The sequence below is a fragment of the Variovorax sp. FW301-JW7 genome, assembly GCF_058788795.1.
Genome location: NZ_JBYTBC010000021.1, coordinates 41,105 through 53,333 on the forward strand (window position 1 = coordinate 41,105; position 12,229 = coordinate 53,333).

A 12,229-nucleotide genomic window follows, 5' to 3' on the forward strand; every position below is an offset into this window, starting at 1 on the left:
ACGGACGAGCACGGTGACGGTCACGATCGACCCGGTGAACGATGCACCCACGGTGCCCGACTACACCAAGACCACGAACGAAGACACGCCGGTCAGCGGCAGCGTGGTCGGTAGCGACGTCGATGGCGACGCACTGACCTACACCAAGGGCAGCGACCCATCGCACGGCACGGTCACCGTCAACGCCGACGGCACTTACACGTACACGCCCAGCGCCAACTTCCACGGCACGGACAGCTTCACCGTGACGGTCAGCGACGGCCACGGTGGTACGACGACCAGCACGGTGAATGTGACCGTGAATCCGGTGAACGATGCACCGACGGCACCGAACTACACCGAGACGACGAATGAAGACACGCCAGTCAGCGGAAAGGTGATCGGCAGCGACGTCGACGGCGACGCACTGACCTACACGAAGGGCAGCGATCCGGCGCACGGCACGGTGACGGTCAATCCTGATGGCACCTACGTCTACACGCCGAACCCGAATTTCAACGGCACCGACACATTCACTGTGACAGTGAGCGACGGCAAAGGTGGCACGGTCACCAGCACCGTGACGGTCACCGTCGATCCGGTGAACGATGCACCGACGGCACCCAACTACAACCAGACGACGAACGAAGACACGCCGGTCAGTGGAAAGGTGATCGGCAGCGACGTTGATGGCGATGCGCTGACGTACACCAAGGGCAGCGACCCAGCGCACGGCACGGTGACGGTCAATGCCGATGGCACCTACACCTACACCCCGGGTGCCAACTTCCACGGCACGGACAGCTTCACCGTCACGGTGAGCGACGGCCACGGCGGCACGACGACGAGCACCGTGAACGTCACGGTCGACCCGGTGAACGACGCACCCACGGCGCCCGACTACACCAAGACCACGAACGAAGACACGCCGGTCAGCGGCAGCGTGGTCGGCAGCGACGTCGATGGCGACACGCTGACCTACGCGAAGGGCAGCGACCCCGCGAACGGCACGGTCACCGTCAACGCCGACGGCACCTACACGTACACGCCCAGCGCCAACTTCAACGGTACCGACAGCTTCACCGTCACGGTCAGCGACGGTCACGGCGGAACGACCACCAGCACCGTGACGGTCACGATCGACCCGGTGAACGACGCACCCACGGTGCCCGACTACACCAAGACCACGAACGAAGACACGCCGGTCAGCGGCAGCGTGGTCGGTAGCGACGTCGATGGCGACGCACTGACCTACACCAAGGGCAGCGACCCCGCGAACGGCACGGTCACCGTCAACGCCGACGGCACCTACACCTACACCCCGAATGCCAACTTCAACGGCACCGACACGTTCACCGTCACGGTGAGCGACGGCCACGGCGGAACGACCACCAGCACCGTGACGGTCACGATCGACCCGGTGAACGACGCGCCGACGGTGCCCAACTACAACGAGACGACCGATGAAGACACGCCCGTCAGCGGCCAGGTCGTCGGCAGCGACGTCGACGGCGACACGCTGACCTACGTGAAGGGAAGCGACCCCGCGAACGGCACGGTCACGGTCAACGCGGACGGCTCCTACACCTACACCCCGAACGCCAACTTCAACGGCACCGACAGCTTCACCGTCACCGTGAGCGACGGCCACGGCGGCACGACCACCAGCACGGTGACCGTGACCATCGACCCCGTCAACGACGCCCCCGTGTTCGTCGACGGCGGTGGCACGCCGGTCGACACGGCCACTGGCTACGTCTTCGGCTACGACGAGAACCGCCCCGCGGGCACCGTGCTCGGCACAGTCCAGGCCACCGACATCGACAGCGCAACCGTCACCTACAGCATCCTCTCGGGCAACGACAACGGCTACTTCGCCATCAACCCCGCCACGGGCGCGATCAGCCTCACGGCGGCAGGCGCAGCAGCCTTCGTCAACGACTACGAAGCAGGCGCCAACGCGCACGCGCTGGTGATCGGTGCGACCGATGGCACGGCCACGACCACCATCCCCGTCACGCTCAACGAGCAGAACATCAACGACGCACCGACGGTGCCCGACTACGCCAAGACCACGGACGAAGACACACCCGTCAGCGGCAGCGTGGTCGGCAGCGACGTCGACGGCGACACGCTGACCTACGCCAAGGGCAGCGACCCCTCGCACGGCACGGTCACCGTCAACGCCGACGGCACCTACACGTACACGCCCGGCGCCGACTTCAACGGCACCGACAGCTTCACCGTCACGGTGAGCGACGGCCACGGCGGCACGACCACCAGCACGGTGACCGTGACCATCAACCCCGTCAACGACGCCCCGGTGTTCGTCGACGGCGGCGGCACGCCGGTGGACTCGGCCACCGGCTACGTCTTCGGCTACGACGAGAACCGCACGGCGGGCACCGTGCTCGGCACGGTCCAAGCCACCGACGTCGACAGCGCGAACGTCACCTACAGCATCCTCTCGGGCAACGACGCCGGCTACTTCGCCATCAACCCCGCCACGGGCGAGATCAGCCTCACGCCGGCAGGCGCTGCAGCCTTCGTCAACGACTACGAAGCGGGCGCCAATGCGCACGCGCTGGTGGTCGGTGCGAGCGACGGCACCATCACGACAAACATCCCCGTCACGCTCAACGAGCAGAACGTCAACGAGGCCCCAGAGGCTCCCGACTACGCAAAGACCACGGACGAAGACACGCCGGTCAGCGGCCAGGTCATCGGCAGCGACGTCGACGGCGACACGCTCACCTACACCAAGGGCAGCAACCCGTCGCACGGCACGGTGACGGTGAACCCCAACGGCACCTACACGTACACGCCCAACGCCAACTTCAACGGCACCGACAGTTTCACCGTCACGGTGAGCGACGGCCACGGCGGCACGACCACCAGCACGGTGACCGTGACCGTCAACCCGGTGAACGACGCGCCCACGGCCACGGCGACCGACGCCGGCATCGTCTCCGAAGGCAGCCTGCCCGGCGGCATTGCGGCGGTGGGCGAGCCGCCGGTGCAATCGACCGGCAAGATCTCCATCGCGGACCCCGACAGTCTGGCGGGCGACCTGTCGGTGTCGCTCAGCGGCCCGGCCGGCGTCACCTCCGGCGGCCAGCCGGTGTCGTGGACCTGGGACGCGGGCACGCACACGCTCACGGGCAGCGTCACCGTCGGCGGCGTCACCACCCAGGTGATGACCGTGGCGGTGGGCAACGTCACCGCCACGGGCGCGGGGCAGTTCGAGGCGGGCTACACCGTCACGCTGAAGGCGCCGATCGACCATCCGGCGGGCAACGGCGAGGGCGTGTCGAACCTGCACTTCGAGGCGCATGTGAGCGACGGCCAGGCCAGCGCGACGCCGGTGGGTTTCAACGTGCCTGTCAAGGACGATGTGCCGGTGCTCGTGAACGGCGAGCAGTCCGTCGACGTGGCACCGATCAACACGAACCTGATGGTGATCCTGGACCTCTCCGGGAGCATGGAGGAGGAGACGCCGACGCGGCTCTCCCGTGCGAAGGCGGCCGTCCAGAACCTGATCGACGGCTACGACCTGTATGGCGATGTGCGGGTGCAGCTCGTCACCTTCAGCACGACCGGGCAGGCACAACAGGCCTGGATGACGGCAGCCGACGCCAAGGCGCTGGTGCAGAGCCTGCAGTCCGGTGGCAGCACCAACTACGACGCCGCCCTGGCTTCGGCGATGAGCGGTTTCTCGGCCGGCGGCAAGCTGCAGGGTGCCCAGAATGTGTCCTACTTCCTCACGGACGGCGAGCCGACGCGTGGGGACGGCAACCCCGACCAGCTCGGGAACAGCAGCAGCAGCAACGCGGCTGACAAGGGCATCCAGGCAGCGGAAGAAGCGATCTGGAAGACCTTCCTCACCACCAACCACATCAACTCGTTCGCACTGGGCCTGGGTTCCAGCCTGGGCCCGACGGAGCAGGCCTACATCGACCCCATCGCCTACAACGGCAACACCGGCACGAACACCAACGGCAAGATCGTCACCGACACGAGCCAGCTGAACGACATGCTGCAAGGCACGATCAGCGTGCCGCCCACGGTCAGCAACCTGCTGACCGGCGGCCTCGGCGGCTCGTCGGGCTTCGGCGCCGACGGTGGCCATGTGTCCACGCTGACCATCGACGGCACCACCTACGCCTTCAACAGCAGCACGGGCCTGATGACGAAGACCGGCCCGGCCACCGGCAGCGACTACAGCTACAACCAGGCCACGCACCAGGTCACCATTGCCACCGACAAGGGCGGCAAGCTGGTCGTGGACTTCGACACGGGCGAGTTCAGCTACCAGGTGGCACCGAAGACCGCCACCTCGCACAACTACGACGAGACCCTCAGCTACCAGGTGGTCGACCGCGACGGCGATGCGAGCAACGTGGCCACGCAGACGCTGCACGTCAACTACACGCCTGCAGCGGGTGCGGCGGCGCTGTACACCTCGCCCGATTCGCTGGGCCTGGCCGGCGTCGACGAGGTGACGGTGTCGATCGAGCAGCAGCAACCGCACGATGCGCCGCATTTCCCCTTCGGCGACGGCACGGCGTGGGGCGGGCTGCAACTGTCCGACATGCTGCAGGCCTACACCGCGGCCGAGTCGCTGCATGCACTGCTGCAGGCCGCGTTCCCACCGGCCTTCGGGGGCACGCAGGCGTCTCCCACGGCGCTGCCCTTCGCGACGTCGCCCGATTCGCTCGCGGCCTACGCACCGCCCGTGGCGCCATCGCTCACCGACGAGCTCCACATGGGCCTCGCGCTTCACCACTGACCGACCGGCGTGCCGGCGCCGCTTGCGGCGTCGGCACCTGGTGGTCTGCACGTCTTCACGCATGCTTGCTTCCCGTCATCTTTCGTCTGCTGCCGCGGGCCTTTTCTTCCTGTTCGCCGGATCGGCGGCGCTTGCGCAAGCGAGCACCGCCGCCCCGCTGGGCATGGCCGAGGCCGTGCGCCTGGCCGCCACCTCGCACCCGACCGTGCGCAACGCCGTCGGCCAGGCGCTGCAGGCGGGCGAGGGCATTGCCGCCGCGCGCTCGGGCTACTACCCGCAGGTCAGCGCCGGCGTCAGCGCGCGCACGGGCAATCGCCAGCTGCAGGCCGACGGTCGCCGCCAGGTGCACCAGGCCTCGCTGTCGGTGACCCAGCTGCTGTACGACTTCGGCAAGGTGTCGAGCGCCGTGAGCGAAGCCGAAGCCTCGGCCACCGCCGCGCGCGCCAAGCTGCTCGTGGCGGTCGACGACGTGGTGCGCGACGCCGCGCAGGCATGGATCGAAGTGCATCGCCAGCAGGCGCTCGGCGAGATCGCGCAGGCCCAGGTGAAGGGCGTGCAGTCGCTGGCGGGCCTCGTGGGCGAGCGCCAGGCCAAGGGCGCCACCAGCCAGTCCGACGTGGCACAGGCGCAGTCGCGCCTGGAGGCCGCGCGCGCCCAGCAACTCCACACTGCGTCGCAGGCCGAGCGCTGGCGCCTCAACCTCATGCACCTGACCCAGGGCCGCGCGCCGGCCGACATCGCCGGCGAAGCGCCCGCGCCGCTCGCGAGCGCCTGCGCCGCGCTGCCGCAGACGGCCTTGCCCGCACCGGCCGTGCAGATGGCGCAGGCCGAGCGCGACATGGCGCAGGCCGCGCTGCGCGGTGCGGATGCGCAGCTGCTGCCCACGCTGTCGCTCAACGCCGCCGTCAACCGGGGGCTCGAATCGGGCGCGCGGCCCGCCGGCCAGTCCGCCAACGAAAGCACGTTCACCGTCAACTTCACCGCGCCTCTGTACGAAGGCGGGCGCAGCCAGGCCCGCCAGCGCGCCGCCGCGCATGCCGTCGAGGCGGCCGAGGCCGCGCTGGGCTATGCAGAACTCAGCGTGCGCCAGCGGCTCGAAGACGCGCGCGTGCAGTCGCAAGGCCACGCGCTGCGCCTGCCCGTGCTTGCCGCGCGCGTGCACAGCACGCAGCGCACGCGCGACCTGTACCGCGAGCAGTACCTGCAGCTGGGCACGCGCTCGCTGCTCGACCTGCTCAATGCCGAGCAGGAGTTCCACGGCGCGCGCTTCGAGCAGGCCGAGAGTGCGCACGAAGTGCAGCGCCTCGCGGTCGAGTGTCTGTACCAGTCGGGCCGCCTGCGCGAGGCCTTCGGGCTGGTCGATGCGGGCGAGCTCGTTGCCGGAGGCCAGCCATGACCGCCACCACCGTGCCCGAACTGTCCGCCGCGCGCGGCCCCGAGCTGCTCGCCGGCTGGGTCGACGCCGTGCTGGCCGTGGCCGCCCACTACCACCTCGACACCTCGCGCGAGCGCATCCGTGGCGCCGCCGCATGGAGCGACCACGAAGACATCGGCGAGCGTGTGCGCCAGATGGCCCGCCAGGCCGGGCTCACCGTGCGCCAGGTCGCGCCGCGCCTGGACGCCCTGAGCCCCTGGCGCCTGCCCGTGGTGCTGCAGCTGCGCGACGGGCAGGTGGCCGTGGTCACCGCCATCTCGGCGCAGGGCCTGCGCGTGATGCTCGGTGGCGACCAGGGCGCGGAAACCGTCTGCACCGTGGACGAGCTGCAACCCGCGCTCGAAGCCATGGCCGTGCTGCGGCCCGCGCAATCGGCACCCGACTCGCGCGTGGACGCCTACATCCGCCCGGTGGAGCCGCACTGGCTGCGCCAGATCGTGCTGGCCGACTGGCGGCCGTACGCGCACATCCTCGTCGCGTCGCTGGCCTACAACCTCATGGCGCTGGCCGGCACGCTGTTCTCCATGCAGGTGTACGACCGCGTCGTGCCCGCGCAGTCGCTGCCCACGCTGCATGTGCTGTTCGGCGGCGTGCTGCTGTCGATCGCGTTCAGCTGGGTCATGCGCGGCGCGCGCATGCGCATCACCGACGTGGTGGGCAAGCGCGCCGACCTGCGCATTTCGGACCGCGTGTTCGGCCACGCGCTGCGTGTGCGCGGCTCGGCGCGCCCGCGCGCCACCGGCACCTTCATCTCGCAGCTGCGCGAGCTGGAGCCCGTGCGCGAAATGCTCACGTCGACCACCGTGGCGGCCGTGGCCGACCTGCCGTTCTTCTTCGTGTTCTGCGTGCTGTTCTGGTTCATTGCCGGCTGGCTCGTGCTCGTGCCGCTGGCCGCGTGCGTGCTGCTGATCGTGCCCAGCCTGCTGGCGCAGCCGCGCCTGCGCGCGCTGGCCCAGACGGGCATGCGCGAGTCGTCGCTGCGCAACGCCATGCTGGTCGAGGCCGTGCAGGGCATCGACGACATCAAGGGGCTGCAGGCCGAGCCGCGCTTCCAGAACCAGTGGAACCACTACAACGCCGTCAACGCCGACTCGGGCCTGCAACTGCGCGCGCTACTCAACACCCTGAGCAACTGGACCCAGACCGTGCAGGGCGCCGCCTTCGCCTTCGTCGTGTTCTTCGGTGCGCCGCTCGTCATGGACGGCCACATGAGCACCGGCGTGCTCGTGGCCGCATCGATCTTGTCGACCCGCATGCTCGCGCCGCTGGCCGGCGTGACGCAGGTGCTCAACCGCTGGCAGCAGGCCAAGGTGGCCGGCGAGGCGCTCGACCAGCTCATGAAGCTGCCGGTCGACCACCCGCCCCACGAGACCCGCGTGCACCGCCCCGCCGTGCAGGGCGACTACACGCTGCGCGACGCCGTCTTCAGCCACGACGGCCAGACCACCGCGCTGCACGTGAAGGCGCTGCACATCGGCGCCGGCGAACGCATTGCCGTGCTCGGGCGCAACGGCGCGGGCAAGTCGACGCTGCTGCAGGCGCTGTCGGGCCTCATCGAGCCGCGTGCGGGCAGCGTGCTGCTCGACGGCGTGTCGATGGCCCACATCGACCCCGCCGACGTGCGCCGCGACGTCGGCCTGCTCGCGCAGGACGCGCGCCTGTTCCACGGCACCCTGCGCGAGAACCTGCAGATGGGCACGCCCCACGCCACCGACGCCGAACTGGTGGCGGCCCTGCAGGCCACCGGCGCCTGGGCCTTCGTGCGTCGCCTGCCCACCGGGCTGGACCACCCGCTGCTCGAAGGCGGGCGCGGCCTCTCGGGCGGACAGCGCCAGAGCCTGCTGCTCGCGCGGCTCCTGCTGCGCCGCCCCGGCGTGCTGCTGCTCGACGAGCCCACCGCCTCGCTCGATGAAGTGGCCGAGCGCGAAGTGATCGAGCACCTGCGCGCGCTGCCCGCCGGCCGCACGCTGGTGCTGGCCACGCACCGCCCGGCCGTGCTCGAGGCGGTCGACCGCATCCTCGTGGTGGACGGCGGCGCCGTCGTGCTCGACGGGCCGCGCGAACAGGTGATGGCGCGGCTGCGCCAGGGCGCGGTCGCTTCGCGCGAGGCGATGGCCTCCGCGGGCCGTGGCAAGGAGGGGCAGGCATGAACGCCGTGACATTGACCAAGGCGCAGGTGCAGGCCGCCGCGCAGGCACCGGCCGTCTCCACCGCCACCGTGTGGGGCCCCGGCGGCGCCGACGACTTCGACGAGGCCCGCGCCAGCGGCTCCGCGCGCGTCGTGTGGTTCGTCGCGCTCTTTCTGCTCGCCTTCTTCGTGTGGGCCTGGGTCTTCGAGATCGACGAGGTGTCCAGCGGCATGGGCAAGGTGATTCCCAGCTCGCGCGAGCAGCGCATCCAGTCGCTCGAAGGCGGCATCCTGGCCGAACTGCGCGTGCACGAAGGCCAGATCGTCGAGAAGGGCCAGGTGCTCGCGCAGCTCGACCCCACGCGCGGCGAATCGAACGTGGAAGAAACCGCCGCGCGCTACCGCGCCGCGCTGGCCAGCAGCGTGCGCCTGCGCGCCGAGGTGCAAGGGCAGGGCAGCCTGCAGTTCCCCGCCGAGCTGAAGGCCTACGCCCAACTGGTCGATTCCGAAAGCGCGCTCTTCCGCTCGCGCCAGGGCAGCCTGCGCGACACCGTGTCCGGCCTGGGCCAGGCGCTCGCGCTCGTGCGCAAGGAGCTCGACATCACCCGCTCGCTGCAGGTGAGCGGCGCGGCCAGCAACGTCGAGCTCATCCGCCTGCAACGCCAGGCCGCCGACCTGGAGCTGAAGATCGCCGAGGCGCGCGCCAACTACATGGTGCGCAGCCGCGAAGAACTGGCCAAGGCCGATGCCGAGGTGAAGTCGTTGTCGTCCGTGGTGCGCGGGCGCGCCGACTCGCTCGAGCGGCTTACGCTGAACTCGCCCGTGCGCGGCATCGTCAAGAGCTTGCAGGTCACCACCATCGGCGGCGTCGTGCCGCCCAACGGATCGCTGCTGACGCTGGTGCCGCTGGACGACCAGCTGCTGGTCGAGGCGCGCATCTCGCCGCGCGACATCGCCTTCATGCGGCCCGGGCAGGAGGCGCAGATCAAGATCACCGCCTACGACTACGCCGTGTACGGCGGCCTCAAGGGCCGCGTGGTGACCATCGCGCCCGACACCCAGCGCGACGAGGTCAAGCCCGAGATCGTGTACTACCCCGTGCTCGTGCGCACCGACTCCGACGCACTCACCGACAAGGCCGGCCGCCGCATGCCCATCGTGCCCGGCATGGTGACCACCGCCGACATCCGCACCGGCCGCAAGACCGTGTGGGACTACCTGACCAAGCCGCTGAACAAGGCGCGCGAAGCCATGCGCGAGCGCTGACCCGCGCGCGCCCATTTCCCCACGAAACCCATCCGACACCCATCCGACCCAAGAGGACGCTAGCCATGAAAAACACCCCGCACGCATCCCCCGCCGCTGCCGCCTTCGTGCTCGCCGCCGCGCTGCTCGGCGCCGCCGCTCCTGCGGTGGCCCGCGACAACCCCGTGGACCCCGTGAGCAACCCCGACAAGCTCGACTACCGCGACGTCGAGGCGCGCCGCCCCGACTTCAAGGAACCCTTTCTGCGCGACGGCGTCGTGTCGCGGCCCGAGCGCTTTCGCGAGATCAAGCCCGGCCTCAACCAAGCCCAGGTGCTCGCCGTGCTCGGCCAGGCCCTGAAGCAACAGCGCGGCGCGCTCGGCACCGAGTGGGACTACCACTTCAAGTTCCAGATGCCCCAGTCGGCCAACTACCTCGTGTGCCAGTACAAGGTCGTGTTCGACGACAGCCAGGCCGTGCGCAGCGCCGTGTGGCGCCGCCGCCAATGCCTGGACCTGCTGCCGCGCTGAGCCGCAACGCCGGCCCGCAGCCCATGCCTCGCGACTCCACGCGCGCGCCCCGTCCCTACGAGGCCTTCGTGTACGGCAACTCCGCCGACGAGCCGACGCGGCTGGCCGAGCGTTGCCTGGAGGTGATCGAGGGCACGCTGAAAAGCGTCGACCGCGTCGTGGCCTGCCTGCGCGCGGCCGAGCTCGAACACGGCATCGGCATCGCGGCCATGACGCGCGCCCAGATCGCCGACGCCGCCGAATGGCACCGCGCCAAGCTGCAGGGCCTGCTGGCCGTGAAGCTGCAGCTCACCAACCGCGGCGGCGACCTTCATCTGGTGGACGACCTGCACCTGGTCGTGCGGCTCAAGTCGCGCCTCACCGCGCCCGGCGGCTTTCTGCCGGAGCTGTACCACCTCATGCCCCATGGCTGAGGTGGACGACGCGGCCTTTGCGGTGGATGCGGTCCACCGCATGGGGCTTGGTCTTCTTCCGGCGTCGAACGACGACGCCCGCACGGCCGCCCCGGGAGTCGCGCCGTGATCCGCCGCACCAAGCGCTTTCGCAAGAACCTCTACCGGTTGAGCGACGTGGCGCTGTGGCTGCTCCTTGCGCTCTTCCTTGCGCTGGCGGCCGACGCGCTGCCGGCGCGAGGCGTCAGCCAGGACCACCACGACAGCGAAGCCGAGCGCGCCACGCACGCGCACTAGCTGGCGGCCGGCCCCGAGCCGAACCTTGCTTCGCCTCGTTTCGCCTCCGGCGAAGCAGAAAAACCGGGGCACCTCAGATATCTCGTCGATTCGAGAAATCGTCGACGAATTCTTTTCTCTTGCGCGGCTTCGCTTCTCTACAGTGAATGCCCCCGCGACAAGACGGCCCGCTGTAGCGGCCGACGAACCCCGTGAAAGGAACGCCTTCTCCCCAGACATTGATTCATTGATCGATCGATTGATTCGTGCGAGCGAATGAACCGCCTTGCCTCACGGCGGGTGTCGATGCCTCTTTGTGAAGCAGCGACACGAATGTGAGGCACAAAAGGCGACGGCCAGGGTGCGTGAACACCCTGACCGTCTAACCACATGACGTGCAACCACTTTGGAAAGAGAGCACAACAAATGGCTGATCGAATTATGGCCGGGCGTTCCACGCCCCAATCTCCCCGCCGCACACGCGGCGCGACACCTTCGTCCACCCCCAAAGGCGAAGACGCCCGAGACCTCCTCGAAATCAAACTGGCCCAGCTGAACTCCCTGCTGTGGTGCTGCTACGGCGACGGCAACGGCTGGTTCGAGGAAGCCGGGGAGAAACACCGGGATCACATGCTGTGGATTGCGGCGGATCTGGCTAGGGAGGCGGAGAGGTTGTTGGGGGAGAGTGGGAGGGGGTAGGCAGTTGCTGACCGGCTGCCGCGTCTTTGTGACCGGCCGCCGCTCACTCTTTCATGCCGTTGAATGGCGGGGCGCCGATTCACGGTTTCGGTGCCCAATACCGTGGCGCGCAGTCGCGGCCCGACAAGAAATTTGACTGCCAGATTCTTATCGGTGGCTGCCGCGGAGCAGGCTGAGACTAGCTAAAGCGTTACGTCCACGAACCGGGCTCCGAACTCCGGGAAGTGAGTGCGGAAGCGGGGCCAGCTTGCTGGCTTGTTCTTCCAGTTTCCCGGCCACCCTTCTTCGTAGTTGAAGAAAATCTGCGGGTTTCCATAGTCAGCAACCAACCGTGCGATAAGAGCATGGTCCGGGTGTTTGTGAATTTTTCCACTCGTACTGATCAGAAATCGCGGGCACTTGAGCATCTGCAGCAGCGGCGTGTCCGTGTTCGCCTTGCTTCCGTGATGGGAGACCTTCAGTAGGTCAATCGAAGCTCCATCCGGTAGATGCTTTGCCAGCCCCGCCTTGAGCACACTAGCGGAGGCATCGGCTGCGAGCAGCACGCGTTTCCCGTCAAGAGTCAGCAACAACGCGATGCTGCTTCTATTCGGAACTGACGGATCGGGTTCGAATTTGAGCTGTGTTGCTTGGAGCGAACCCGGCGGCCAAGTATCTTTTTTCCCCAGCTGATCTCCAGGTGTTGATTGCCGCCGAAAATTGACCCAGCTAACGCAGTAATTTCCGTCTAAGACTGACCCACGTAAAACCCTACCC

At 68.6% G+C, this 12,229-nt stretch carries 8 protein-coding genes; 7 read left to right on the top strand and 1 reads right to left on the bottom strand.

Features of this window, described 5'->3' with window-relative positions; genetic code table 11:
• Positions 1–13 precede the first annotated feature (13 nt).
• The 7 genes from AC3WQM_RS30760 to AC3WQM_RS30790 all read left to right on the top strand — a co-directional run bounded on the left by AC3WQM_RS30760 (position 14) and on the right by AC3WQM_RS30790 (position 10,795).
• Positions 14–4,768, top strand: coding sequence for a tandem-95 repeat protein (locus tag AC3WQM_RS30760; protein WP_492683697.1), 4,755 nt, complete (start codon positions 14–16; stop codon positions 4,766–4,768).
• Between the two features lie 61 nt (positions 4,769–4,829).
• Positions 4,830–6,164 carry a TolC family outer membrane protein gene (locus AC3WQM_RS30765; RefSeq protein ID WP_492683698.1) on the top strand — a complete coding sequence of 445 codons (1,335 nt, stop codon included), beginning with the start codon at positions 4,830–4,832 and terminating at the stop codon, positions 6,162–6,164.
• Entirely contained in the window at positions 6,161–8,353 is a 2,193-nt protein-coding gene (locus tag AC3WQM_RS30770) for a type I secretion system permease/ATPase (protein WP_492683699.1), read from the top strand. Before AC3WQM_RS30765 ends, AC3WQM_RS30770 begins: the two co-directional genes overlap by 4 nt.
• Positions 8,350–9,597, top strand: a complete 1,248-nt coding sequence (locus AC3WQM_RS30775) for a beta-barrel domain-containing protein (RefSeq protein WP_492683700.1) — start codon at positions 8,350–8,352, stop codon at positions 9,595–9,597. The genes AC3WQM_RS30770 and AC3WQM_RS30775 overlap by 4 nt, the downstream gene beginning before the upstream one ends.
• Before the next feature lie 65 nt (positions 9,598–9,662).
• Positions 9,663–10,106, top strand: a complete 444-nt coding sequence (gene bamE / locus AC3WQM_RS30780) for an outer membrane protein assembly factor BamE domain-containing protein (protein WP_492683701.1) — start codon at positions 9,663–9,665, stop codon at positions 10,104–10,106.
• Positions 10,107–10,129: 23 nt separating this feature from the next.
• Complete coding sequence (locus tag AC3WQM_RS30785; RefSeq protein ID WP_369646371.1) at positions 10,130–10,519, top strand: hypothetical protein; 390 nt, start codon at positions 10,130–10,132, stop codon at positions 10,517–10,519.
• A gap of 105 nt (positions 10,520–10,624) precedes the next feature.
• Positions 10,625–10,795: a hypothetical protein gene (locus AC3WQM_RS30790; protein WP_157627413.1), complete on the top strand. Its 171-nt coding sequence runs from the start codon at positions 10,625–10,627 to the stop codon at positions 10,793–10,795.
• Between the two features lie 860 nt (positions 10,796–11,655).
• On the opposite strand, the gene AC3WQM_RS30795 is transcribed toward AC3WQM_RS30790, so the two are convergent.
• Positions 11,656–12,229 (bottom strand): ComEC/Rec2 family competence protein (locus tag AC3WQM_RS30795; RefSeq protein WP_492683702.1); only part of this gene is annotated, 574 nt, incomplete at its 5' end.

Excerpts from the sequence above, each read along its gene's own strand:
- AC3WQM_RS30765 (WP_492683698.1), top strand. The coding sequence starts at position 4,830 with ATGCTTGCTTCCCGTCATCTTTCGTCTGCTGCCGCGGGCCTTTTCTTC.
- AC3WQM_RS30770 (WP_492683699.1), top strand. The coding sequence starts at position 6,161 with ATGACCGCCACCACCGTGCCCGAACTGTCCGCCGCGCGCGGCCCCGAG.
- AC3WQM_RS30775 (WP_492683700.1), top strand. The coding sequence starts at position 8,350 with ATGAACGCCGTGACATTGACCAAGGCGCAGGTGCAGGCCGCCGCGCAG.
- bamE (WP_492683701.1), top strand. The coding sequence starts at position 9,663 with ATGAAAAACACCCCGCACGCATCCCCCGCCGCTGCCGCCTTCGTGCTC.
- AC3WQM_RS30785 (WP_369646371.1), top strand. The coding sequence starts at position 10,130 with ATGCCTCGCGACTCCACGCGCGCGCCCCGTCCCTACGAGGCCTTCGTG.